The 24,037-nt window shown below is 66.2% G+C and carries 26 protein-coding genes and 5 pseudogenes; 12 read left to right on the plus strand and 19 right to left on the minus strand.

What is annotated here, in order from left to right:
• Positions 1–167: 167 nt before the first annotated feature.
• The 12 genes from OG594_RS09110 to OG594_RS09165 form a co-directional block, all read right to left on the minus strand.
• The gene (locus OG594_RS09110) at positions 168–1,316 is read right to left on the minus strand and encodes a tyrosine recombinase XerC (protein WP_266597002.1); all 1,149 of its coding nucleotides are present in this window, start codon (positions 1,314–1,316) and stop codon (positions 168–170) included.
• The gene (locus OG594_RS09115; RefSeq protein ID WP_033225951.1) at positions 1,316–1,513 is read right to left on the minus strand and encodes a helix-turn-helix domain-containing protein; all 198 of its coding nucleotides are present in this window, start codon (positions 1,511–1,513) and stop codon (positions 1,316–1,318) included. The genes OG594_RS09110 and OG594_RS09115 overlap by 1 nt, the downstream gene beginning before the upstream one ends.
• Before the next feature lie 460 nt (positions 1,514–1,973).
• Positions 1,974–3,449, minus strand: coding sequence for an ATP-binding protein (locus tag OG594_RS09120; protein WP_266597005.1), 1,476 nt, complete (start codon positions 3,447–3,449; stop codon positions 1,974–1,976).
• 2 nt (positions 3,450–3,451) lie between these two features.
• Positions 3,452–4,336: a bifunctional DNA primase/polymerase gene (locus OG594_RS09125; protein ID WP_266597007.1), complete on the minus strand. Its 885-nt coding sequence runs from the start codon at positions 4,334–4,336 to the stop codon at positions 3,452–3,454.
• A 295-nt stretch (positions 4,337–4,631) separates the two neighbouring features.
• Positions 4,632–6,758 carry an ATP-binding protein gene (locus tag OG594_RS09130; RefSeq protein WP_266597009.1) on the minus strand — a complete coding sequence of 709 codons (2,127 nt, stop codon included), beginning with the start codon at positions 6,756–6,758 and terminating at the stop codon, positions 4,632–4,634.
• 92 nt (positions 6,759–6,850) lie between these two features.
• A complete protein-coding gene (locus OG594_RS09135) occupies positions 6,851–7,084 on the minus strand; it encodes a DUF6257 family protein (protein ID WP_266597011.1) in 234 nt (77 codons plus the stop codon).
• Positions 7,085–7,161: 77 nt separating this feature from the next.
• A complete protein-coding gene (locus tag OG594_RS09140; protein ID WP_266597013.1) occupies positions 7,162–7,539 on the minus strand; it encodes a DUF6251 family protein in 378 nt (125 codons plus the stop codon).
• 26 nt (positions 7,540–7,565) lie between these two features.
• Positions 7,566–7,745, minus strand: coding sequence for a hypothetical protein (locus tag OG594_RS09145; protein WP_266597015.1), 180 nt, complete (start codon positions 7,743–7,745; stop codon positions 7,566–7,568).
• 23 nt (positions 7,746–7,768) lie between these two features.
• On the minus strand, positions 7,769–8,161 hold the full coding sequence (locus OG594_RS09150; RefSeq protein ID WP_266597017.1) for a DUF3307 domain-containing protein: 393 nt from the start codon (positions 8,159–8,161) through the stop codon (positions 7,769–7,771).
• A gap of 120 nt (positions 8,162–8,281) precedes the next feature.
• Entirely contained in the window at positions 8,282–9,415 is a 1,134-nt protein-coding gene (locus tag OG594_RS09155; RefSeq protein ID WP_266597019.1) for a conjugal transfer protein, read from the minus strand.
• Positions 9,416–9,477: 62 nt separating this feature from the next.
• Entirely contained in the window at positions 9,478–9,804 is a 327-nt protein-coding gene (locus OG594_RS09160) for a DUF6303 family protein (RefSeq protein WP_266597021.1), read from the minus strand.
• On the minus strand, positions 9,801–10,070 hold the full coding sequence (locus OG594_RS09165) for a DUF6284 family protein (RefSeq protein WP_266597023.1): 270 nt from the start codon (positions 10,068–10,070) through the stop codon (positions 9,801–9,803). Before OG594_RS09165 ends, OG594_RS09160 begins: the two co-directional genes overlap by 4 nt.
• Before the next feature lie 245 nt (positions 10,071–10,315).
• On the opposite strand from OG594_RS09165, the gene OG594_RS09170 reads away from it, so the two are divergent.
• The 4 genes from OG594_RS09170 to OG594_RS09185 all read left to right on the plus strand — a co-directional run bounded on the left by OG594_RS09170 (position 10,316) and on the right by OG594_RS09185 (position 13,484).
• Positions 10,316–11,074 carry a GntR family transcriptional regulator gene (locus tag OG594_RS09170; protein ID WP_266597025.1) on the plus strand — a complete coding sequence of 253 codons (759 nt, stop codon included), beginning with the start codon at positions 10,316–10,318 and terminating at the stop codon, positions 11,072–11,074.
• Positions 11,071–11,748, plus strand: a complete 678-nt coding sequence (locus OG594_RS09175; RefSeq protein WP_266597027.1) for an ATP-binding protein — start codon at positions 11,071–11,073, stop codon at positions 11,746–11,748. The genes OG594_RS09170 and OG594_RS09175 overlap by 4 nt, the downstream gene beginning before the upstream one ends.
• Positions 11,749–12,431: 683 nt before the next feature.
• Entirely contained in the window at positions 12,432–13,073 is a 642-nt protein-coding gene (locus OG594_RS09180) for a hypothetical protein (RefSeq protein ID WP_266597029.1), read from the plus strand.
• Positions 13,074–13,127: 54 nt separating this feature from the next.
• Positions 13,128–13,484 (plus strand): hypothetical protein, encoded by a 357-nt coding sequence (locus tag OG594_RS09185; RefSeq protein WP_266597035.1) that lies wholly within the window; start codon positions 13,128–13,130, stop codon positions 13,482–13,484.
• 1,049 nt (positions 13,485–14,533) lie between these two features.
• On the opposite strand, the gene OG594_RS09190 is transcribed toward OG594_RS09185, so the two are convergent.
• From OG594_RS09190 to OG594_RS09200, 3 genes and pseudogenes are all read right to left on the minus strand, one after another.
• The gene (locus OG594_RS09190) at positions 14,534–15,685 is read right to left on the minus strand and encodes a site-specific integrase (RefSeq protein WP_266597037.1); all 1,152 of its coding nucleotides are present in this window, start codon (positions 15,683–15,685) and stop codon (positions 14,534–14,536) included.
• Positions 15,685–15,873 (minus strand): helix-turn-helix domain-containing protein, encoded by a 189-nt coding sequence (locus OG594_RS09195; protein WP_266597039.1) that lies wholly within the window; start codon positions 15,871–15,873, stop codon positions 15,685–15,687. Before OG594_RS09195 ends, OG594_RS09190 begins: the two co-directional genes overlap by 1 nt.
• A pseudogene (locus OG594_RS09200) lies at positions 15,846–16,436 on the minus strand (replication initiator); the annotation flags it as partial. The gene OG594_RS09195 and the pseudogene OG594_RS09200, both read right to left, overlap by 28 nt.
• Between OG594_RS09200 and OG594_RS09205 the strand changes: the two are divergent.
• From OG594_RS09205 to OG594_RS09230, 6 genes and pseudogenes are all read left to right on the plus strand, one after another.
• Positions 16,423–17,070 (plus strand): annotated as a pseudogene (locus OG594_RS09205) (FtsK/SpoIIIE domain-containing protein); the annotation flags it as partial. The pseudogenes OG594_RS09200 and OG594_RS09205 sit on opposite strands and share 14 nt — an antisense overlap.
• Before the next feature lie 78 nt (positions 17,071–17,148).
• Positions 17,149–17,274 (plus strand): annotated as a pseudogene (locus OG594_RS09210) (DUF2637 domain-containing protein); the annotation flags it as partial.
• Positions 17,275–17,330: 56 nt separating this feature from the next.
• Positions 17,331–17,963: pseudogene (locus OG594_RS09215) on the plus strand (replication initiator); the annotation flags it as partial.
• Positions 17,964–18,313: 350 nt separating this feature from the next.
• Entirely contained in the window at positions 18,314–18,721 is a 408-nt protein-coding gene (locus OG594_RS09220; protein WP_266597041.1) for a hypothetical protein, read from the plus strand.
• 22 nt (positions 18,722–18,743) lie between these two features.
• Positions 18,744–19,412, plus strand: coding sequence for a PspA/IM30 family protein (locus OG594_RS09225; RefSeq protein ID WP_266597043.1), 669 nt, complete (start codon positions 18,744–18,746; stop codon positions 19,410–19,412).
• A gap of 862 nt (positions 19,413–20,274) precedes the next feature.
• Positions 20,275–20,676 (plus strand): hypothetical protein, encoded by a 402-nt coding sequence (locus OG594_RS09230; protein ID WP_266597045.1) that lies wholly within the window; start codon positions 20,275–20,277, stop codon positions 20,674–20,676.
• A gap of 489 nt (positions 20,677–21,165) precedes the next feature.
• On the opposite strand, the pseudogene OG594_RS09235 reads toward OG594_RS09230, so the two are convergent.
• The 3 genes and pseudogenes from OG594_RS09235 to OG594_RS09250 form a co-directional block, all read right to left on the minus strand.
• A pseudogene (locus tag OG594_RS09235) lies at positions 21,166–21,300 on the minus strand (GntR family transcriptional regulator); the annotation flags it as partial.
• Positions 21,301–21,503: 203 nt separating this feature from the next.
• The gene (locus OG594_RS09245; RefSeq protein ID WP_266597047.1) at positions 21,504–21,641 is read right to left on the minus strand and encodes a hypothetical protein; all 138 of its coding nucleotides are present in this window, start codon (positions 21,639–21,641) and stop codon (positions 21,504–21,506) included.
• Positions 21,642–21,758: 117 nt separating this feature from the next.
• The gene (locus OG594_RS09250) at positions 21,759–22,037 is read right to left on the minus strand and encodes a hypothetical protein (RefSeq protein WP_266597049.1); all 279 of its coding nucleotides are present in this window, start codon (positions 22,035–22,037) and stop codon (positions 21,759–21,761) included.
• 78 nt (positions 22,038–22,115) lie between these two features.
• Between OG594_RS09250 and OG594_RS09255 the strand changes: the two genes are divergently transcribed.
• Entirely contained in the window at positions 22,116–22,871 is a 756-nt protein-coding gene (locus OG594_RS09255) for a GntR family transcriptional regulator (protein ID WP_266597051.1), read from the plus strand.
• 60 nt (positions 22,872–22,931) lie between these two features.
• Here the strand turns inward: OG594_RS09255 and OG594_RS09260 are convergent, their stop codons facing one another.
• Positions 22,932–23,381, minus strand: a complete 450-nt coding sequence (locus tag OG594_RS09260) for a hypothetical protein (protein WP_266597053.1) — start codon at positions 23,379–23,381, stop codon at positions 22,932–22,934.
• 431 nt (positions 23,382–23,812) lie between these two features.
• Here OG594_RS09260 and OG594_RS47040 point away from each other — a divergent pair, with 431 nt between their 5' ends.
• Entirely contained in the window at positions 23,813–23,965 is a 153-nt protein-coding gene (locus OG594_RS47040) for a hypothetical protein (protein WP_323185181.1), read from the plus strand.
• The last annotated feature ends 72 nt before the right edge of the window (positions 23,966–24,037 follow it).

The following is a 24,037-nucleotide window of genomic DNA, read 5'->3' on the forward strand; positions in this document are numbered from 1 at the left end:
TCGCAGGTCACGCAACGTGCGGACCTCTGATCAGGTGACATCCAACCGGTGAGGCGCCTCTTACAAAGCAGATGTCGGCGGTTCGAAACCGTCCGCGCCCACCAGCACGAAGGCCCCCAACCGATCTTGGTTGGGGGCCTTTGACGGTTCCAAGTGACGGCAGTGGCCTACTCGGTCGGCCGCCGACGGCGCAGCATCCGGTCCATGTGTCCCATGGCCTCGCGCCTGCCGCCGTCAGCCACGTGGGTGTAGATGTTCATCGTGACGGCGATCTGTGAGTGACCCAGGATCTCCATCACCACCCGCGGTGCCACCCCGGCCGCGAACAGCAGGGTGGCGCACCCGTGCCGCGCGTCGTGCAGCCGGATCCGCGGCAGGCCGGCATCCTGCCCGATCCGCTCGAAAGACCGGCTGATGTTGCGCGGCTCGACCGGCCGGCCGGTGCGGGTGGTGAACACGTAGTCGCTCTCCTCCCACTCCTTGTCCTTGGCCGCAGCCTGCAACGCGGCCTGCCGCATCCGCTGCCACCGCAGGGGCGCGACGCACATTTGGGGGAGGGGGATGACCCTGCTCCGCCGGTTCTTGGTGGAGTCCGCGTACAGCTCCTTCTGTACCCGCTGGATCTGGTTCCGCACGGTCAGAGTCCGACGATCGAGGTCGATGTCGGACCAGCGCAGCCCGAGGATCTCGCCCCGACGCAGCCCCAGGGCGACCGCCAGCACGAACGCCGCGTACAGCGGGTCGCGCCGACTGGCTTCCAGGAACGTGAGCGTCTGGTCGAGATCCCACGGCTTCAACTCACGCTGGACGACGCGCGGCGCCGGTACGAGCATCACCACGTTGCGGCTGATCAGCTCCTCCCGGTTCGCCGCCGTGAGCGCGCTGCGCAGCACGCGGTGCGACTCCTTCGCCGTCGCGGCGGAAGCTTGCGCGGTCACGGCAGCCACCATCCGCCGCACGTCCCGCACCCCGAGGGTCTCCAGACGCTTCGAGCCCAGATGCGGGATGAGGTACAGACGGACGTGGGTCTCGTACTTGGCGTACGTCGTCTTCTTGCGGTCGTGCTTGACGAACGTCTCCAGCCAGAACGGCAACCACTCGGACAGCTTGGCCGAGCGGGTAGGCGTCGGCACGCCCTGCCGGTCGCGGAGGACCAGCTCCTGACGCTTGGTGTCACACTCCTCCCACGTCTTGCCGTACACGGTCTTCCGGCTGCGGGTGCCGTCGGGCTGCGGGACGTAGACGCGCGCCTCGTATCGACCGTCGCTGCGCAGCCAGATGCTGCCGGCGCCGTTCGGGTTCCTCTTGCGTGCCATCAGGCTGCTTCCTCCAACTTGGCTTCCAGATAGGCGCGAACGCTGTCTGCGGGGATCCGGCGCGAGCGGCCCTCGGTGAAGCTCGGGAGGGCGCGGGAGCGGATCAGGTTGTAGACGGTGAAGCGGCTGAGCCGCAGGGCGGCCATGACCTCGGGAACGGTCAAGGCCTGGTGCGTGGTGGGCAGGGCTGAACTCACTGCGGCCTCCGTGGGCGTGGTAAGAGCGCGTGTGTCCGAGGTGGGGATTTCTGCGTCATCGCGTTGTCTACGTCGCTCGCAGGTCTGACCTGCGGCTTTCGATGACTCGGGGGTGGGGCCATGCGTCACCGGCTTGCGTCACCGTCACCGGGGTGACGCGGGCCGGTGACGTGGGTGACGTGTGGTGACGCAGCCGTTGGCCGCTTGCGTCACCGGTGTAGCCGCAGGTCATGGGCCGTTTGGAGCCTCGTTGTGACGTGGGTGACGCAGCGTCTCTTCTCTTAGGAAAAATAGAGGGGTGGTTTCTGTTGTGGTGCGGTGCGTCTTCGAGCGTGAAGAGGGAGCCGCTGCGCGGCACGTCCCTTGCAGCGGCGGCAAGCCGCCGGAACAGCAAGAGGAGCACGCACCCCCGGGTGGCGGGTGCTCTTCTTGCTTGAACGCGGGGGTGTGGCGGCGCCGGTCAGAACGCGGCCTGCTGCTGGCCGGGCGGTGGGGCGGCGGGTCGGGTCATCTCGATGTAGCGGGCGGTACTGGTGCGGCCCCAGTCGACGAGGACGCCGCGTGCAGCGAGGGTGGGCTGGAGCCGCTTGAGGCGGTCGGAGAGGACTTTGCCGGTCGTGGGCCACCCCTTGGGCAGGGTGCGGAAGTCGTCTCCGGTGTAGAGCTGGGTGAGGGCGTGCAGCAACTCGGTGGACGTCATCCGCACCTCGGCGCCCGGGTCTAGGCCGGCGGCGTGCTTGAGGGTGGTCTGTGCGAGGAGGTCGCCTTCGATGACGTCGTCATTGAGTTCGTCCAGGGTCGCCCGGTAGGCGTTCAGCACTCCGAGCCCCTTGGCCGCGTCGAGCTGCGCGCAGAGGTGGGCGAAGTCGGCCATCCGCAGGTCGGCGGGGATGTCGGCCTGGGTCGCCCGCACCTTAACGGTCAGGTCCAGCAGGGAGCCGAGGATGACGGGCAGCACCTGTGCGAACTCCGCCCAAAGCTCCGCCTCCGTCCGCCGGACGCGGGGCCGTTCCAGGCGCAGGGTCAGGAGGCGTTCGGCGAGGTCGGGGCGGATGACGCCGACGTCGATGCCTGTCAGGAGGAGGGGGCGGCGGTAGCGGGAGCGGTAGACGTCGCCGTCGCTGAACAGCGCGCGTTTGATGCTTTCGGCGCCGGTGACGATGCAGCACATGAGGTCGGAGAGGTCCGGGGGGAGGTGGGAGAGGTTGTCGAGGGCGGTGACCCATCCGGCGGCGACGGCCGTGATCAGGTTCTCTTCGTCCTTCGGTGCGCGGCGCAGGTCGCCGGTCATGCCTTCGATGATCCGCATCAGCATGCGGGCTGCGGTCGACTTGCCGGCGCCTTGGGGGCCGGTGAGGAACGGGGCGGGGACGGGTACGGTCGGCTCCAGGCAGCCGATCAGCCACGCGATGGCCAGGCACTCGCTCTCGGCGCTGGCGTAGTTGCACAGCCGCATCAGGAGGTCGATGCCCTTGCCGTCGGTGTCCTTCTCCGGGAGGGGGAGTTCGCCGGTGAGCTGGGTGCGCCGCCAGCAGACCTCGCGCGGGTCGGGGGTGAGGATGTCCCAGCCGTTGGGGTGGATGCGGATCGACTGGCCGTCGTCTCGGCCCAGGTCGAGCCAGGTCGCGCCGTCGAACCCGGGCGCTACGCGGATGTGGGTGGCCTGTACGTCCTGGCTGAGCGCGAGTGCTTCGATCAAGTCCAATGCCTCCTTGAGTGCCGAGCCGTTGAAGGAGCCGATCCCGTCGTTGTAGAGGCCGACCATGAGTTCCTGTCGGTGGCTGCCGGTCGTGCCCTGGGAGCGGATCGGGCGGGCGACGGGGTGGCCGTTCTTCTGCGCGTAGACGGTGCCTTCGGTGGTGCGGAAGTACCGGAAGTGGGCCTGTGCGTAGTCGGTGATGATCTGCCGGGCCGGGTTCTTCTCGTCCTCGGACATCGCTACATCCCCAGCTTGGTGCGGGCGTTGGTCCAGGCGATCTCGCAGTGCCGCAGGGACTCGCCCTTGGCCTGGGCGGCGGTGAACAGCCGATCGATGTGGTTCTCGGTGAGGCAGCCGCACCAGCCGTGCGCGGACAGCACAGCAAGGAACGTCCGGTACACGGTCCTGTGGATGGCTTCGGACGCCTCTTTGATGCGCTGCTCGGCCATGGCGATACCGCGTTCCAGGTAGGTGGGCGTGCGGTGGCGACACACCGCGTCCCCGGACGGCGCGGGCGCTACGACGTTGGACGGTGCCGGTGCGACCGCGGCGACCTCCTTCACGGCGAGTGCGCGCACGGAATCGGGCAGCAGGGCCATGCGTCCGGTGCCGGGGCCGAGCCAGCGGGCGTAGGACCACGCGGACTTGATGTCCACGCCGGGCCGTACGCCGTTGTGCGAGGTCATGGTGCCGAGGTAGATCCAGTGCTCCCCGCGGGTCGTGGTCACGGTCTTGGTCGCCGGCATGTTCTCGCGGGCCCACATGACCGCGTCGCGGTTGTCAAGGTCCACGACGGTGAGTGCCGCGCCGCCGGGGTGGTAGGCGACGGCCGCGGCCTGCCTCCACGCCCTGGCCCATGCGGGCGAGGTGAGGATGTGCGGGTCGGTCGTGGCGGCCGCCCAGCCGTGGCAGGGGGCGGGGCACTCGCACGGTCCGGCGGCCAGCATGTGCGGCCGGTCCCCGCACGCCGAGTCCTTGCAGCTTCGGCAGTTCCCGAAGGGCTTCTTGCCCTCCCGGAGCGGCATCGCAGGCAGGCCGAGTTCGGCGAGTTGGAGCGCGGTGCGCAGGTGGGCAGGTGAAGCCGAGCTGGCGGGGTCTCGCGCGACGTCGGCGGTCTGGGTCATGCTGGTCTCTCCAGTTCTTGAGTGTTCTGGATGAGAGCGGCCCCGGTCATTGGCGTGAATGGGGGCCGCTCTCGGCATGTCGGACGGGGGATGCGGAATCTCTGCCGATGGCGGGTCAGGGAGGCTAGAACACCCCCAGTGGTGGTGCGTGTGGCGGGGGTTTCGGGGGTCTGACCTGCGGTGCCTCCCTGCCTCCCTGGCAGATCATTTCCGCAGGTCAGGTCCAGGGAGGGGGGTCAGGGAGGCGGTCAGGGAGTTCTCCCTGCCTCCCTGACCGGTGCGGGGTCGGCTCCCTCTACTCGGCGGCGGAAGCGGAACCGGTGTCGGGGCGGTTGGTGAGGGCGCGGGTGATGCGGTCGCGGCCGATGACCATGCGGCCGTCGGACTTGTACGGCTCGGCGCCGGTGCCGTCCAGGACGCGCTTGAGGTCGATGAACGACCACGGCCCGTACGCCTTGCCGTTCAGGGCGGCGAGCCGCTTGAGGACCTCTTGGGTGAGGACGCGGGTGTCGGTGCCGAGGACGGTGAGGATGTCCGCGAGTGGGTCGTGCTCGTCCGCGTCGGGGACGGCGTGGGTGGTGACGATGCCGGAGCGCAGGGCCTTGGCGCGGTCGGCGATGATGCCGGCGGTGTCGGTGTCGATGTAGTGCGTCCGCACCGTGATGGACGCCTGCCCGGCGGGGATGGTGATGCCGTCGGAGGCGACGACAACGGTGCCCTTGTCGAGGCCCTGGCGGAGCAGGTGGGGTGCGGCGCCGCCGTTAACGGCCTTGTCCCCCAGGGCCATGCGTGCCTGTGACTCGGTGCCGAGGGCGAGGCTGATGCGGGTGTGGGCGCCTTCCCGGACGAGCTTGGGGAGGTTCTGGTCGGTGGGGTCCTGCGTGCCCTCCCACAGCAGCACGTCCACCGCCCGACCCTGGTTGTGGATCTTCCGCGCGGCCATGAAGTACCGGGAGGTGGCCTTGAATCCGCCGTAGGGCCGCTTGTCGTCGCCGACGGCCGGGCACATGAACGCGACCTGCGCCTCATCCACGACCAGGACGAGCGGCGGGAACGTGGTGCCGGGAGGTGCCTGGATGCGGCGTTCCATCTCCGCGACCCCAGCTTCGAGCATCTCGGTCGCGTCGATGACGTGCTCGTCCGTCGGCCCCTGGATGAGGGTGGTGGCGAGGCCGTCGAACATGTCCCAGTCCCCGACGCCCTTGAGGTCGGCGATCCAGAACTCCACCGTCCTATCCAGTGCCAGCCACAGGGCGAGCGCGCGCAGGGCGGCGGTCTTGCCCTGGTTCGAGAGACCGGTGATCAGCAGCATGCGTTGATAGAGGCTGATCAGGGCGGCGTCGCCGCGCAGGTCCTGACCCCACGGCGCGCGGCCCGACTTGTAGTCGGCCTTGAGGGTGTCGTCCGTGGTGAGCGGGGAGGGGCCGATCGGTTCGTCGAGGGCGCCGGAGTCGGCGATCCAGAGCCGGACGGTGCGGGCGGCGGTGGGGAGGGTGATGAACACTTCGTGCTCGTGCCGGCCCAGGTTCTCCGCCAGCTTCCGCCGGCGCCCCTGGACTTCCTTGGTCGAGACCCCGGACGGCAGGGTGACGTCGACTTCCACGCCGCATCCGGCGATCCGGATCGGCCCGAGCATCGCTGCCCCGGCGTCGCCCATCTCCTTGATGGCCTTGCGCATCGGTGCGATGCCCAGGTCACGTAGGGCGGTGACGACGATCGACGGGGTGATCGGCGCGCCGGAGTCGTCACGCTGCTGCGCGGGCAGGGCCCACTGGGGTGCGGTCTGCCGTTGCCGACCAACCTGCCACAGGGTGAGTAGGGCCAGCCACGGGCCGATCGTGACGACGGGTCCCCACACGATGGTGGCGACGTAGACGATCGCTCCGATTACCCCGATCACCGCATTGATCGGGGCGAGGATCCAGGAAGCGTCCTTGTTGGCTATGGCCAGCACGATCCCCAGCAAGAGCAACCCGCCGGCGGTGAGGCCGGCGCCGTAACCGGCGCTCTTCACCGCGTCCTGCGGGGCCTTGAGGAGGTCCATGCGGCGGTGGTGGCGGGCGGCCCGGAAGCGGGTGAGGCGGTCCTCCCATTCCTTGGCCTCCTCGAAGTTCCCCGCAGCCTCGGCAGCTCGGATCATCCGCTCGTACCGTGATCCGGTCCGCCCGTCCCATGCACGCTTGGCCGTGATCCGGGTCCCGCCGATCACGTACAGGCCGTGGCGGGCCACCAGCCGGGCCGCCGTACGGGTCCGCTCGCTGGTGACGGCCGCACGCAGGCCGCGGGCGGTGCGATTCCACCGCCGTACCGGCCGCCCCTCATCGGGGGCAGCGGCTGCAGCCGGGGTGTCGGGGGTGTCGCCGGGGAGTGTGTAGGTGCCGGTTGTGGGGTCTTTGAAGAGGGGGACGACGTTGTCGGTCATGCTGAGAACTCCTGCTCTCGCTGACAAGCGGGTGGGTAGGGCCCCGGAGCGGCGCGGTTTCCTTGGCCGGGACGGCCGCTCCGGGGGCACAGCTACTTGCGGTTCTTGGCCTTTGCCGCGGCCTTGCGGGCGGCCTTCTCGGCGGCGGCCTTGTCGGCGGCCTGCTGGGCCTCGCGTTCGCGGGCGCCGTCGATGATCCGCTCCACCTTGCGCTCCAGATCGCCCTGGTAGACGGTTTCGCTCGCGATGCCGCGCTTGGCCATTCGGGCCATGTACCAGCCGATCTTGGCGGTTTCCTTGGCGGTGAACTTCGGGTCCTTGCCCATCACGGGACTCCATCTCTGGAGACCGGGCTGTCCGGCTCCCCTCACCACCCACCAGGAGTGGGTGGATCGGGCAGCCGTCAGCCGCGGCGGCGGGCCTTGCGAACGTTCTTCACTGCCGATGCGGCCTCGGGGCTGCCGATCGACTTCACGACCGTGTGCACGCCCCAACCGAGGACCAGCGCGAGGAACGCGAGCATCGCGATGTTCGCGGCGATCGCGGTCAGTGCCCCGATCAGCAGCGGGCCGAAGTAGACCCCGGCGGCGACCGCGCCGGCGCCGACTCCGGAGCCGAGTGCGATGCGCTGCATGGTCTTGTCCGGGGCTGCCTGGTGGATGTGCTGGTGTACGACCTGCGGCCCTGTGTAGGTGGCGGGCAGGTTCTCGGTGTAGGTGTGGGTGCCGTCGGGGAGGCGGACGATGTTGGCGTGCAGGGACGGTTCGGGGAGGTGGTTCACCGCACAGTTCTCCTGTCGTCAGGTGTTCAGCGGGGCAGGGCCAGGCAGCGCGCGGCGTGGTTCTGGGCCCAGTGCTTGGAGTCGAAGCTGTTGGACCTTTCGCGGCAGCCGCCGCATTCGGCCCGGTACGCGCAGATGCGGCCGTAGACGGTGACGATGGCTCCACCGGCGGTGCGGTAGCGGACGTTGATGTCGTTGCTGGGCATGTGAAGGTCTCCTGGGAGTTGGGTCAGGCGGCGAGGAAGAGTGCGGCGAGCGTCAGAGCGAGGACGTGGGCGGTCTGGTCGACGTGAGCGGCGCCCCCGTGGGCGGCCCATCCGGCCTGGCGGGCGATCCGCATCCACGCGGCGACCGGCCAGCGGCGGTCGATGAACCCGTGCGTGCCCCCGATCCACAGCACCGCCGCAACGGCGGGCAGAACGGGAAGGTGCCACCCCAGCAGGGCGGATCCGACGGCCAGCAGCAGGGCGCAGATCAGGACGTGGGTGGCGGCGTGCGAGACGTTGGCCGTCCAGCCCTGGCGGCCGCATCCGGCTTTGTGGGCGGCCTGGTGGTCGGTCTGGAACGGGTAGTCGGCCAGCAGATGACCGATGTAGAGCAGGAACGCGATCTCAGCGAACATGACAGCCCCTTCCGGGCAGGTCAGACGTGCTGGTCGGTGTCGGAGTAGGCGCAGGGGACGCACATGCCGAGCGAGGCTCGTGCGAGGCGAGGCACCAGCGGTAGATGGGAACGGTGGCCATCAGCCGGTCGGGGTGTCGCGTTCGGCCCGCAGCGTTTCCCGGAGCCAGCGGGCGTTGACCGGCGATGTGTGGAGCGCCTTGCGGATCCGGTCGCCGGTCAGATGTTCGGCCGGCCACGACTCGGTCAGCTGCCGGGCCTCGCCCAGGAGTTCCTCTCGCGTCCGGCGCGGAACGCTGGTTCGGGCAATCTCCGGTACCCGGCCGGTGGCCCGCCGACGGACCGGACCGTCGGCCGCGATCGCCCGGACGGTCGACGGATCGGCCGACTTCACCAGCACTGCGGCAGGCGACGGGGTGGTCTCTTCCGCCGGGACGGGATCGGGGTCGACTGGAGTGGACTCCAGGGCCCGCAGCGGCTGCTCAGAGGTAGACCGTTCCATACCGGTCTGGTCTAGTTCATGCGCACTTGCGGAGTGGATCGGTCGGGTGGACCGATCGATCTCCAGCTCCACCATCGGGGCGATGACTTCAGCAGGAAGCTCCGGGGCGGCCGTGCCCCCGAACATGGCGGCAAGCGCGGAGTCGGCGCCGGCGGTGACCCTGGCACGTTGAACATCGAGGAGCCGATCGCCGAGGGCGAGGTCTCCTGCGCCGAGTTTCCCGGCCAGCTTCCAGGCCTTCAGCTCGGACTTCTGCCGGACCTTTTCGTCGGGGTGGCTCGCTGCCATCGCCTGCCGGTAGGCCAGGGCCTGGACGACCGCGGCGGCCTTCCGGTCGGCCTCGGCGTCGCGTCCGTCGCGGTGGACCACGATCCGGCGGGCGAGGAACGCCGCGCCCTCGGCTGCCGTGGTCATGCCCATCGGGGTCAGGGCATAGATCACGGTCTCGCCAGGGCTGGTGGCGGCCATCGCGGACATGACCGACGCTGCGGCGGGAAGAGCCCACAGCCCGGCCCGGATCACACCCGGCGAGGACTGCCCGAGCATCGTCAGCCCGAGCAGCACCAGCGCCAGCACCGCGGTCGCGCCTTCACCGGCCGCGACCGCACCCAACGCCGTCCCCGCCCCATAGGCGGTCGAGATGTTGGAGTAGGTGCCGAACCCGCCCGCCACACCGGTGGCGACCATCGGCACGAACGCCGCAGTCAACACGGTCTTCTGGGCCCGACTGAGGCCCTTCCCATCGGCGTTCACAACGCACTCCGAGGCGCGGGGGTGTTGATCAGGCCGGTCAGCGCGGGCGGGGGCGGCCGGCGTCATGCCGCACCGTTTTCCAGCGGCCGGACCTTCACCGCACCCAGGAGAAGAACCTGCACCGGGTGGGGGTGGTAGTCCGGGCCGGTGCACTCCGTCCACTCCCACTCAGCGCCATCGTCGAGAACGAACCCGAGGTACGCCAGAGCGTTCCGGCGCTGGTCGAAGGTCGGGACCTCGGTGGTGGTCGGCCAGGTGAAGGTGGGCCACTCACTGACCAGACCGGACATCGCCACGTACAACTGCCAGCACGGACCGTCCATCCACTCCGGGACGGTCGTACCGCAGCAGCGCAGGGAGAGCTGCGCTCCGAAGATCTGCTTGCTCATGCCGCATCACCCGAGACCGTCGAGCCGGTGGTGCGGTTGGCCAGGTCCCGGCGGGCCGCCAGGACCCGGTTGTGAGCCCGGCGGATCCGCCGCTCGTCCAGCTCGGACGGGGTCCGGTCGATCGTCATGATCTGTGCGTCGAGCAGGTCGACGCGCGCCTGGATGAGCGGCATCTCCTGCTCGATCGCGTCCAGCTCCGCGGCCGACGGCTCCAAGCCGTCGGACCATGGGGTAACGCGCTTCTGAAGTGCAGCGATGGACTTCACGGGTCTTGCTCCTTCGGTAGAGGAACGGGACCCAACAGCAGCCCCGGTGTTCCAGCACCGGGGCTGCATTGCGTTGGGGTGCAACACGAAGTCGAGGCGGTCTCAGGGCAGGCCAAGTAAGCCCCCCGAGGCATATCCGCCGGTCCGAGGACCAGCGGGCACATCCCTAAGGTTCCCTAGGGTTCCCTGCGGTGTCAAGCGGTAAGCTAGGGAACCTCAGGGAAGCGACGCGAGGAGCGGGCGACATGGCAGGCCAGGCCGACAATCGGGCCCCGTACGCGAAAATCGCCGCACACTACAGTGAGCTGATCGCTTCCGGTCAGCTTCAGCCGGGCTCACTCTTGCCGAGCATCAAGAACCTCGCGGAAGAGTGGAAAGTCAGTACCGCGACGGCTGAGAAGGCTCTGCGCAAGCTGCGCAACGAGGGGCTTGTGCGAGGAATCCACGGCATCGGAACGGAGGTCTTGGACCGGCCGGCTCCGATGTCTTCCGGGTCTCAACGCCAGGATCGAGGGCGCCGAACCGGGTCTAGCTGGGGTGCAGGCGAAAGTTCTGACTCCCATCAGGCAGCGGTGGTACCCGCACCCGCCGAAGTTGCTCAAGCGCTCGACGTCCAACCTGGCTCCGACGTGATCCGGCGAAGCCGCGTCTACAGGGACCGGCACGGCATTGTCGCCCACAGCACGTCATGGATCCCTGCGCGATACGGGCAGCTGATTCCGGAGCTGGCGACGAGCGAGCGCCTGACGGGTGGGACTTCGCTCCAGCTCATTGCCCAGGTCACCGGCCACCCGATCAGTCACCGCATCGACACCGCCTCAGCGAGCTTGCTGACCGCCGAGTACGCACGGCTCCTGGAGCTGGATCCCGGGACCCCGTCGACCGAGCCCGTGGTCGTGATGACGGCGAGGTTCGTAGACAGCGAGGGCAACGTCGTCGAGTACGGCGTGGATCTCGGAGGCCCGGGCCGCAGGTGGCGCACAGAATCGGAGGTCTCCGCGTGACGGTCGTGGATGACACGCTTGAGAGGGTGCTTGAAGACCGCTTGGGGGTACTGGTCGCCGCCCGCAGGGCTGGCACGATCACGCCCGCAGGAGCGGCAGAGATTGCCACGATCTCCCAGGCCATGACCGGACTGCTGTCACAGTGCCCCCCGTTCTGCGTCCTTATGGCCGGACTCCCCGGCTCCGGCAAGACGACACTTTCGCGCGCCTTCACCGACCGCGGATTCGCGCGGTTGTGCCCGGACGAGGAGATGTACCGCCGGCACGGCGTCTACGGGGTGGACTTTCCGAGAGGCACCTTCCCCACACTTGAGCGGCCCGTCCTGGAGGACATTGCTGCGGAACTCAGGGAGCAGCTAGAAGCGGGGCGCGATGTCGTCGTGGACCACGGCTTCTGGACCCCAGAGGATCGGGCCCAATGGCGAGGCATCGCTATCAGTGCAGGCGCCATTCCGGTACTGGTGTATCTCGCAGCCAGCCACGATGAGCTTTGGGCGCGAATCAGCAAGCGCAATAAGGACCACGCCGACGACCCCAACTCGATCTACTTCTCTGAGAGCGACCTACAGCGCTACCGCACCCGGTTCGTTCCTCCGCGCGCCGGCGAACCGCACGTGACCTACGACGGTGACCTCGCTGCCGTGCTCGCTGCTGTGGAAGCTTCTCGCCCCTGACCTTGGACCCCGTGGGCCACAAGGAGTTCGGCAGATGCCTCCTGCGATGCGGTTGGGGGCGTGCGCGCTGCCCTACCGCTGTCGTGTGGCCCGGTTACTTGGTGGTTCGGGATGGCAGGGCGACCCGAATGGCTCGCACCACGCAGGAGCAGGCTCGGACAACTTCGCAGCGAGGCGTCCCATAACGAGCGTGATATGACTCTCCATACTTCGCCAAGGCACCCGTCGCGCACGCGGCCCGTCGTCCGCGGCGCCGCACCCCTCTTCGCTCGCCCCAGCGCGGCCGCACGCCCAATGGCTCGCGTCGTTCGTGGCGAAGCCGCTGTGGCCGGGGCCGTCGGCTCCACGGCAGTAGGCAGCCACCATGGGGCGAGCCTCGAAGATGGGGAGCCCACCTCGGGCTATTGCGGGCAGGATCAGAGACTGCCCGAGTCGCGGAAGCTTACGGCCCCCCGACCTCTCGTCTAACGGCAGCTCCCGCCCAAAGCCGCTCCGCCACCCGCGAAGTCCCCGGGACCCTCGCAGGGCTACTGGTGTCGCGCCTCCGATTTGGCTCAGCCGACAATGGCTACGATTCGACAGCCCATGCAGCCGGTTCTATGCTTTTTGTGAAGCTGTCGGGCTCACTGCAGTAGCGATCTTAACTCTTGGAGTGGTCGCAGGAGCGAGCTGAGAGGTGCGACATGACGGCCATTCACACGACCTGGGCAGCTCTGCCGAATAGCGCCGATGTCGCATCAAAGATTATTCCCAGCAGCGCCCATAAGGAGACTTTCTCGTGGGGGCACATGTGGCTGTGGGAATCCACAGACTCGCCAAGCATCGGACCCGAACAGTGGATAGTCGGGCGCGTTAATTGTCCGCATCGAATTGCGGTGTACGAGGTCATCTGTGGCGCGCGACGGGACACTGCAGGTAAAGCTTTTGGTGTGGCTTCCATTTTTCCTGAAGAAACACTGAGTGTACTGCACTACGAGTTGCTGAAAATTTGTGCGCCGGAGGAAGAACCGGAGCCCATATCTACAACTCTGGAGCCGGACGCTATAGACAGGTGCGTGAAAGCTAGAGTGGCGTCGGTTAAATATAGAGAAGACCTAGGCTTTCGACTTGAAAAGTACTCCAACCCTATTGAACTGACCGAACTGCCGCGGACCGATTCTATATCGGCGATGAGCCTGTATCTCTGCGAGAACCTTGGCTCCCCTAATCCGTCATTGATAAGTCTTTTTACGGGCAGTCAATTCTATATCACCAACTGCACCCCAGACTCCATCGGGCAGGTGGCGCATCAAATTTGCCCACTCTGGGGATTCACGGAAGAGTAGATAATGCCTAGATTCGACTGCCGTGATGATGTCAACCTCTTCACCCGATGCTCCGTGAAGAAGATACGCACAGACGGAACCCATACGGCAGTGGTAGACAATCACACGGACGAGAGGCTCCATAACCTGCGTTTTGTGGTCTCGGTAGGTGCTTCACAGGACACCTCGCTAAGAATATCCTCTGACGGTGGACAATTCTTGAGGCTCACTTCATCGCGCCAGGGCGTGCTTTCCGAATATAGCTCGGCAAAGCTCGAATTCTTGCTGCAGCGAGTTGATGCCGCCAAAGGCTCCGAGGTGGTCACCACAACGGCGGCTTGGACCGACAATGCGAGCGATATTGTCTTCGATGAGGACAATCCGGAGGAGTACTCTGCTCGCCAGTGCGACTACACCGTAGACGTAGGGTAGTGATGTGTCTCAAACGGCCCTCTCATGGGTGCTGCCAGCTATGGCCATCTGTCAAGTATTGGCCACAGAGCTGGCGACACTGCTTATGCGGCCTATAGGAAAGGCGCATTTCGAGAAGAAGGCCAACGATTCCGCTAAATGCACCGCATCGCTTCCCTCCTCAGATGATGAGAGAAGGAAGCTGTTGGATGCGCTCTTCTCTCATTCCGCCATATCTTGTAGTGGTGCATCCGTGCTGGCTTCGTCTGTGGTTACCGTTATCATTCTGATCCTCTTCGTTGCGCTCGCATTCAATGCACGGAATGCCTTGGTTGGGTGGATTGTAGCCGTAGAGGCGGCGGTTATATTCGTGTGGGCGTTCGTGCTTTCATGGAAGATCCATCGCGGCGAGCTTGTCAAGAATAATCTAAATCGCCCAATGCCCATATGGCGACTGACTCCCCATAAAGAATCCAGGGCGCGTGTGCGATTCGTTTACAATTCGTTTTGGGCGTCTCCGAGAATCTATATACACAACCTCGGTACCTTTTGTACGGTTGCCTTCTATAAAACGTCACTGCTCCTCGTTACGGCTTCTCTATTTTATTGGAGAACGCTTCTATGATGCGGCGTATCTCTACGAGATGCTCTGGCTCACTGGTGGGCGACATGCCACCCGGTGCCCCAATACCGGTGGTCTCGGTGCTGGAGGTCAGGCTGTCTTCGGGCGGGCAGCCTGAATACGGAAGAGGCGAGCCGCGCGGCGCTGGAGTCGTTCGAGGTCGTCGATGCCCGCTTTGCACAGAGCCTCTGGAGCCGTGTGCACTGCGACGAGGGGCTTGACGGCAACCTTTGACGGCAATACCAGCAGACGCGAGCAGGTCAGCGCTGACCCTGTGAGTGCCTCCTACGCGGGGGAGGTAGCTATTCCCGTCGTCATGTGCCCGGTTGGGCGAGCTTACAAAGCAGATGTCGGCGGTTCGAAACCGTCCGCGCCCACCAGCACGAAGACCCCCCGCCGATCATGGCGGGGGGTCTTCTGCATCTACATCTGACATCAACGGGGACGGTCAGGAACGAACGCGCCGTCCCCTCAACAGCCGGTCCATGTGCCCGATCGCCTCGCGCTGCGTGTCCTGGACGACGTGGGCGTAGACGTTCATGGTGACGGCGATCTGCGAGTGCCCGAGGATCTCCATCACGACCCGGGGCGGAACGCCGGCGGCGGTCAGCAGAGTCGCTGTCCCGTGTCGAGCGTCGTGCAGCCGGACGACGCGGAGGCCGGCGTCCTTGGCCACGCGGGTGAAGGACCGGTACACGTTCCGCGGCTCGATGGGCCGCCCGGTCCGGGTGGTGAACACGTAGCCGGTCTCCTCCCACTTCTCCCCGGCGGCCTTCCTCATAGCGGCCTGCTTCATCCGCTGCCAGCGCAGGGGAGCGACGCAGATCCCGGGCAGTGGCAGGGTCTGCCGGCGGCGACGTCCCTTGGGGTCGTCCTCGTACGCCTCACCACGCACGCGCTGCCGCTGACTCCGCACCCTGATTTCCCGCTTGTCCAGGTCCACGTTCTCCCACCGCAGCCCGACCAACTCACCGCGCCGCAGACCGAGGGCGATGGCGAGCACGAAGGCCGGATAGAGCGGGTCCTTACGGGCGGCGGCAAGGAAGTCGAGGGTCTCGTCCAACTCCCACGGCGACATCTCCCGCACCTGCACCTTGGGCGGTTCGACGAGCGACACGACGTTGCGGCTGACGAGTTCCTCCCGACAGGCGGCGACGGCAGTCCGCAGTACGCGGTGCGACTCCTTGGCAGTGGCTGCGCTGGTCTCCTTCTGGAGCTGCACCAGGGCCCGTCGCACATCGGCGACGCTCAGGGACTCCAGCCGCTTCTTTCCGAGCAACGGCACCAGGTAGAGCCGGACATGGGTCTCGTACTTGGCGTAGGTCGTGCGCTTGCGGTGCGGCCGAACGATGTTCTCCAGCCAGTACGGCAGCCACTCGGTGAGCTTGGCCGACCGGGTGGGCACGGGCACGCCCTGGTCCACCTTGGCGAGCAGCTCGCGGCGCTTGGTGTCGCACTCCGTCCAGGTCTTGCCGTAGGCGAACTTCCGGGCACGGGTGCCATCGGGCTGGAGGACGTACACAGCCGCCTGATAGCGCCCGTCCTTCCGCTGCGTGATGGTGCCGGCACCGTTGGGGTTGCGCTTCCGCTGCGTCGCCATCAGGCAGCCTCCTCGATCTCGTACTGGATGAACTCCCGGATGGCATCGGCAGGGATCCGGCGTGCGCGGCCGATGGTGATGGACACCAGCCGCCGGGAGCGGATGAGGCCGTAGACGGTCGAGCGCCCGAGCCTGAGCAGCACCATGACCTCCGGCACGGTCAGCAGCTCTGGGGCGGCGGTGGCCATGACGGGTCTCCTTCCAGGGCAAGTTGATCGGGGAGGGCTTCGCGGGCGGTCTGGCGGTTGAGCTGGATATCGCGGGCGATGGTGGCGGCGAGGACGGATTCACCGGGGGAGTGGCCGTGGCCTGCGTACTGCCAGGAGGCCAGGACAAGCACGGTGTCCGGCTCGACGTCGCCGAGGCCGCGGGCTTCGCGTTCCTGGGCAGCGCGGTAGTCGGCGCGGGTCTGACGGAGGTCGCCGAGGGTGGTGGAGTACTCGCGGGATTTGGTGGAGAAGTGGCCGCGGAAGCCGAGCATGTGTGACCAGGCGGCGAGGCGACGGTCCGGGTAGAGCGGGTCCAGATCAAGGCAGGCCGCGATGAGACGGGCGGCGTGGTCCGGGACGTTGAGGAGCACGAGTGCTTCACGGTTGCCGATGCGGCGGTCGAGGGTGCCGTTGTTCTCTGCGGCTTTGGTCGCGTACTTGGCGAGGTACGAGGCCACGGCCTGTTCGGTGATGTCGGAGCCGTCTCCGAAGGCCTTGATGGGGCGTACGTCGAGCTGCGTGCCCCAGCTGAAGGTTCGGGCGGACATGGGGCGCGTCTACGAGCTCATCCGTACCGAGCAGCGGATCAGCGTCGCGCTGCCTGACGCGCAGATCACCGCAGACATCTGGGACCTGCCCGCGCACCTGAGGCCTGTTCCAGTCGTGCTCCTGGTCGATGAAGTCGCGGAGTTGGCTCTCGCCGCGAGCAAGGCCGAGGAGGCTCGGCGGGATCAGATCGTCACCCACCTCGTACGGCTCTCCCAACTCGGCCGCGCCGCTGGCATCTACCTGGAGATCTGCGGGCAGCGCTTCGGTTCCGAGCTCGGCAAGGGCATCACCATGCTCCGCGCCCAACTCACCGGCCGCACCGCCCACCGCGTCAACGACGAGACCTCGGCGAACATGGCCTTCGGGGACATCTCCCCGGACGCCGTCCTCGCCGCCGTACAGATCGACAAAGACCGCCCCGGCACGGCCGTGGCCGGCGACTCCTCCGGCGGCTGGTCCCGCATCCGGGCCCCGCACACCACGCTCCGACAGGTCGTAGACACCTTCAACGCCCACGCGCACCGCACCCCGAGCATCCCGGAGCTGGAGCCCTTCCGGCCCGCCGTCCCGGTACGCGTCCTCATCGGCAAGGTCCAGCCGAAGCCCACTACGGCAACTGCCTTCTAAGCACTTGGCCCCACCCGGTCGGCGCGGCCTCACGCGCCAAGTCCCTACCCCACCCATGCCTGAAAGGAGGTGAACCCCATGCCCCGCCTGGTCCGTCCGAACGCCGTCCTCGTCCAGGCCGTCATCGCCGGAGCACTCTCCTTCGCCCACCTGCACGACCTCGCCGAAGCCGCCGGACAGCACGGCTGGAAAGCCTGGGGCCATGTAGGCGACGAGAGCCGCCAACAGGTCAGCCGCGGCATCCGGGTTGTCCGCCAGGGCTGCACCGCTACTCCACCGAGAACGAACCCGGCGCCCGGCTCCGGATCGCCTGCGGCAACCGCCGCGCCTCCCGCTGTCCGGCCTGCGCCTGGACTTACTCCGGGGACACGTACCACCTGATCCGGGCCGGGCTGGCGGGCGACGACCGCCGCGACATCCCTGCCACTGTCCGCGAGCACCCCCGCGTCTTCGCCACCCTCACCGCGCCGTCCTTCGGCCTGGTCCACAACCGCCCCACCGGCCGCCCGTGCCGCTGCGGCAAGCACCACCAGGAGGACGCCCCCGAACTCGGCACTGCCTTCGACCCGGCCACCTACGACTACGCCGCCGCCGTCCTCTTCAACAACCACGCCGGACAGCTCTGGCAGCGCTTCACCACCCGCCTGCGCCGCGAGATCGCCGCCTGTGCCGGGCTCACCCAACGGGAGCTGAAGGAGGTCGCCCGGGTCTGCTACGGCAAGGTCGCCGAGTTCCAGAAGCGCGGCGCCGTCCACTTCCATGCCGTGATCCGCATCGACGGACCCGACGGCCCAGACACCCCGCCGCCGCCCTGGGCCACGACCGGATTACTCGACCGCTCGATCCGGGCGGCCGTTGCCCACGCCTACACGTCGGTCACGGTCCCGGCCGCCGCCACCCAGCTCGGTGAGACTCCACGGCTTGACGTTTCCCAATCCCGTATGCAGTTCCCCGAACCACGTGAAGGCGCGACTGGATGATCAACACGCGGAGCTCACCCACTGCTGCTAGCTTGAAATTAGGGGAAACCTGCCTCTTGGGTAGGGGGGCGATATCGATGGAATTTGCACTCCTGGCCGCAGTCATCCTAGTGGCCGTCATCATTGCGCTCGTAGCTGCTCAAAATTCCCCTAGGGCTGCAGTCAAGCATCCTACGAAATTTGATGAGGACCTACGAAAGTGGGCCGCCAGTAGAGAGTACTCGAAAGTAGAGCAGCTTCTCCGAGCCCTCCCAAACTGGCCAGTGAGAAAGGCCCTGATTGAAGCGGCTAGCAGCCTTTTCATGCTCCAGAGGGGGCTTCCATATGCACCTCAAGTCGGCGTTCTAGAGGCTGCGATCGAGGGGCTGGAGAACGGAATAAACCAAAGCGAAGAGTTCGTCTGGTCGACGGCTCAACGGGTCGCCGCTGTAGCCAATCTAGCAATCTCCAGGCAGCACAAGAAACTTCCCCCTGAGGCTAAAGAGTTGTTCGATCGCGACTCTGCCCATCTCGCATCGATTACCCGAGCAGCCAAGGAGGCGCACGAAGGGCTGACGATCGCCATCGCCGCTGGCCATGGCACATCAGCCAGCCAATCGGCGGATGCCGCCATGGCGCTCGATAATGTCCGTCAAGCCATCCAGCAACTGTCTCACCCAAACCGCAGCTAGCGTGGACAAGAAAGCTCGCTCAATGGACGACATGAAGGCATACCTGAAAGGTGTACTGGCGTCGATCAATACTGCATTGGCAGTAAGCGACGGCAAGCCGCAGGACCAAGTCACTGAAGCCTTGAGCATTCTTGACCAGGGTGTCGAGTCGGTCAAGAACGAGCATTTTAAGACACTGGTGGCCCTCAAGGAGTGTGAAATCAGAATTGCGAATGCTCAGGAGCGGTTGGCCGATCTAAACGAGAAGGCCAAGGCGTCAGTCCGTGAAGGGGATGAGGACGCCGCCTCCTTGTATATTGAGGACATGCGGGATGTCGAGGCAGAGGTCGCACCGTACCAAGAGCTGCTTCCAGAACTCCGAGAAGCGAGCGATCACTTGGAGCAGCAGAAGAAATTTCTTGAACGGAAGTCAGGACAGCTCCGGCAGAGTCGACAAAAAATGACAGTCAGGGCAACTCTTATGGATGCGCAGAGCATGGCGGGAGAGGTTCGGAGACTTCTTGATCAATTGGTTCGTGAAGTCCAGGACGCCTCTATAGCCCAGGAGGCCACGCAAGCTGCTACTGCGCACACAGACGAGGGTATTCGGCGGGTTCGGACAGAGCAGCGCGCTGAGAGTAGGTGGGTAGAGGAACACCTTCAACGACTGAAGAGGGAGTGTGCAAGCCCATCTGAAACGGACCGATCCTGACGCTAATCAAGCCGATCCGATGAGCTCCTCGTACTGCGCCGCGCATAGCCCGCGTCCGTACGCTTCCAGCGTCTGCGTGTGGACGGCTGCGTCCAGCGCACGCGGGCAGACGACGCCGGCTCGAGGCGCCCCCAGTTGACAGCTGACACCACGAGGGTAGACGGCCGCGACTTCGGGCGGCCTGGCCGGGCAGGCGCAGCCTGCATGGGCCGCTGGATGACCTGCACTATCAAGGCATCCGCCACGCACAGCGCGGCGAGCGCGCCCGTCGCCCGAGCCTGCGCTCCTGTCTCCGACCCCTCTCCGACCCGACCGCCGACCGCACGCCAGACAGTGCGGATTCGATGGCAGGAGACCGCCAATGCGGCTGGCATGGCCTGCCCCCTGATCGCCATCGGGATCTTCTGAGGGCTCATCCGGCCGTCAAGTTGGAGGGGCTCGTGTCGACCCGCTCAGAATAGCGAATGTGTAGCGAGTGATTGATTTTGGTGGAGGTTGCGAGGTGCCTGACCCTCTCGGGACTGTTCAAAATTCACAGGTTGCCGGATCAATGAATGAAAAAGTGGCGAATGGAACGAATGGCCGGTACTCTGGTTTCGTGAAAATACTCGAGTGAAGGTGGTGGGTGAATGTCCTGGTGGATTTATGCAGCCTCAATTGCCTCTGCTTTGGGGTTTGCCGCTGCGACCTTCACCCTCTTTAGGCGCGCAGTGGCTCACGTCAATCAGCGCTATGGGCAGAAATCTGCGCCTGCGTCACACCACCTCAGGGTCACGGAAGAGGGTGGACGGCAGGCAATGCAGGTGATCCAGCAGTGGCTGGCCGATGAGGGTGAGGGTACGAAACTCAAAAAGGGGTAGCCATGACCGAGCCGTTCCCTGAACCCGCCAAAAAGACTGCGGCAAGGCCCCCCCAAAGAAGGCCGCAGAAAAAAACCAAGGGGGTTGCCACGGTGGGCGGGGCGAGTGGAGGGACATTGTTGCTATCGATAGCGCAGAGCCTCCCCCCGCAAAGTATTCTGGCTCAGGTTCTGAAATGGGCGTCCCCTAGCGTTGCCGCCATCACTGGCATTCTGACGCCGATGGTGCAGCTACAATTTGAGCACTGGGCTGAAGATTTCAAGCTCTGGCGATCTCGTAGAATTCTGGTAAAAATGATCAATCGCCAGGATACGCCTGCGGACGTTAAGGCTGAATATCAACAAGTTGTGGCGCAACTCGATAGGCGCAAGGCGCAGATGGTGCTTCGGCGCGCCAATGCATAGATGCATGTTGAGTACGTCACGACGGGCCTCGCCGTTGCTCGGGGGGAGAGGGCGGCTTACAAATCAGCTGTCGCCGACCGCAGGACGGCAGGGCTCGCGGCCTATTTGTGGACCGGCGGGACGTAATAGAGAGCTTCTAGGCTCTTGACCTGCTGAAACACGTGAGACGCACGGGGCCCCCGGAGCCGTGTGCACTAAAGCGGCCCCTGACTGGGTCTGGGGCCGCTTCCTGTATCTCGTGAGAGTTCTTGCTAGCTAGGGTGCGACAGCGGTTCTTCGTGGATGGACGGGGATGGGCGCGGGAGGCGGTGTCCGCGGCTGGTCGCTACGCGGACTGCGTTTCGGAGAGCTTCGGTCAGCTCCTGTGCCAGAAGACGGAGTTCCCTGGGATCCGAGTCCAAGTCGGCGAGGACGTCGCTGGCGCGGGCCAGGAGCTCAGATCCCAATCCGATTTGGATCTCTTCGGTGTTGTCGGCCAGGCGGGACAGCCGTGCTAACCGTGTAGCGGGTGGCGAGTTGGGCCTCCGAGGGGAGACGTTCGCCAGCTTTGAGCTGGCCCGACGAGATCTGGTGACGGAGGTCGTCGGCGATGACGTGGCGGCGTGAGGGCATAAGGCGGATCATTCGAAGGGCGATGAGTCGGCTCCGCGCATGCATCGTCAGCACCTCGCCCGACTCGAAGAACAGTCGCTTGGCGCCGGCGGGAAGCTGAACGAGGTTGGCCACACGGCACGGTTGGCCGCCGATCTGGATGACATCGCCACGTTGCACGCTGATCGAAGTGATCTCGATGTTGGCGGCGAGCGCGCCGCTGGGAGCCCAGCCCCTCACTGGTTCACCTGCCGCAGTGTCGGCGCAGCGCCCGGGGTGTGGCAGTAGCAGTCGCAGGCCTCGTAGATCACGGGGACGCCGACGGGCGCGGTGGCGGGGGACGACAGGGCGCATTTGGGGTGTGTGCCGATCACGCACGAGCTCGAACGGAAAGTCGTCGCCGCGGGCGTTGCAGGTGGGGATGTGGGGAGGTGTTGCCCACTGGTGCGGGCGGTGGTGGGGCCCATACGGTTGTGCACGCTGATCAGCTCCTATCGCTGATGGCCAGGTCCCCGGACATCGCCCGTCGCGGGGACCGCTTTGTTTACGGCGGCCCAGAGGGTGCGGCCGGTCAGGCTGCTGGCGAGGAGCCCGAATCGATCGGCCTCCGCCACGACTTCCAGGACCTCCCGCCACGATTCGGCGGGCAGCGCTTCCGGTACCTCCGCCTCGATCGACGTGTACGTGGTGTGCGGCTCCACGCGCGTGGCCAGCCCGAGGGCCGACAACCGGGCGGCGAGGTCCTCGGCCCTTGCTTCCGAAGCGGGCACAGAGGGCCTCCGTCACCAATCCAACACGTTGAGTGAAGCTAGTTAACTAGATTAGAGCTAGTGGACTAGATTTTCCACATGCCTGAGCTGCCGCCTTATCTCCGCATCGCCGACGTCCTGCGGCAGCGGATCGCGGAGCACGTGTGGACGGCCGGCGATCGTCTCCCCTCTCGCTCCCAGATCGCCGAGGAGTGCGGCGTGGGCGAGAACGTGGTCCGGCGGGCGCAGGAGCTACTGATCTCCCAAGGAGTGCTGGAGGGTCGCGCGGGTTCGGGCACATACGTCGCCGAGGCTCGTCGGCGCGTACGGATCGTTCGGTCCGCGGCTCGTGGGCAGCCCGGTGGTTCTCCGTTCCGGGCGGACATGCACGCCCTAGGCAAACAGGGCAACTGGGAGAGCCGGACCGAAGCGAAGGTGCCGGCCCCGGCCGAGATCGCGGCGCGGCTCGGAATCGCCGAGGGCGACCTGTGCGTGCGTACGATCTATGAGTTCCTCGCGAATGGACGGCCAGTGCAGCTGTCGACGAGTTGGGAGCCGTACGAGCTCACCGGAGGCACGCTCATCGTCCTTCCGGAGGGTGGACCGCACGCGGGCGTTGGCGTCGTGAACCGGATGGCCGCGATCGGGATCACCGTGAGCCATGCGGTGGAACAGCCGGAGCCGCGACAGGCGACCGCCGAGGAGGCATCGCTCCTTGGGATCCAGAAGGCCGCTCTGGTCACGCACATCCGGCGGACGTACTACAGCGACGAGGGGCAGCCTGTGGAGACGGCAGATATTGTCATCCCCGCCGCGCTGTGCGAGGTCGTCTATGAGATCCCCGTCAGCCGCTAATCGCTGGCATGCCCAAGAGGGGGCGGTCGCGGGCGAGCACCAGACAGCAGGGTCTCGCCTTCAACGCCGCTTCAGAACCTTGCGCATCTCCTCGATCGAGGCGGAGCGAGCCTGGCGGACGGCCCGCCAAGCATGCACGTACTCGCCCGAGTCCGAGGCGTGGCCGGCCACCACCACGTCATGGAAATCGAGCACGCTAAGGATCGCGAGACCAGCCTTGTCGACCAGCGGCTTTTCAGCCACCAGCTCCAGTCGATGCTGTGCCGTGTAGACGCCGTGCTCACCCATTGCGATGTGCCCGATACCCACACGTTCGGGAGATGGTTCCGCTCGGGTGAATGCGTCTCTGGCTTCAGATAGGGCAGTCAGGTACTCCGTAAACGCGGTACGCAGCGTTTCGCGATCCCTCTCCGTCAAGTCGCGACGCCATCGCACTTGATCAGCGACGAGGGTGGCTAGTACTCCGAGCACTGCGCCCACCCCTGTCGCCGCAATCGTCGACCACTGCATCTGTCCCCCTCAGGTCCCGCTGCCAGTAGCAGTACAGCAGCGAGGTGCCAGCAGCCACAGCCGAACTGAGATCTCTAGCGGAGCCTCGGCGTAGCCTGCGCCCGACAGCAGCCGCCCTGCCTAGAGCAACGGGTCAGATGCGGCTGATTGCGCCCGAAGTGGGCTTTCAGTGACGGGCATAGCCGTCCCCAGCTTCGGCGCCAGCTGCGGCCTATTCGTGGACTGAAGGAGCGAACGACGCAGCTCCTGGGCCCCTGACCTGGTGAAACGAGTGAGACGCGCGAGGCCTCCGTCGTCGTGTGCCGGCGGTGCTCCTGTCCGCCTTGTCTGCGCCTTCCCAGAGGTTTTCCTTGGCGAGACCATCCCGGGGTCCGATGGTCGACGACGCTGGAAGCAGGTGGGGGCGGATGACTCAGCCTAGGTGTGGGGCGATGACAAGCAAGGGGCGGCCGTGCACCAAGCCCGCGATCATGAACAGCTCTCGGTGTCAGTTACACCAGGGCGGCTGGTCGAGCTATGGAGTGGCGCAGCGGAAGAAGAAGGAAGCCGAAGCCAAGATGTGGAAGCTTCGCAAGAAGAAGTGAGCTGGTGGGCGGCCTGCCCCTGACATCCACGGGTGAGCAGATGTCGGCGGTTCGAAACCGTCCGCGCCCACC

Source organism: Streptomyces sp. NBC_01214 (genome assembly GCF_026340975.1).
Classification (GTDB): domain Bacteria; phylum Actinomycetota; class Actinomycetes; order Streptomycetales; family Streptomycetaceae; genus Streptomyces.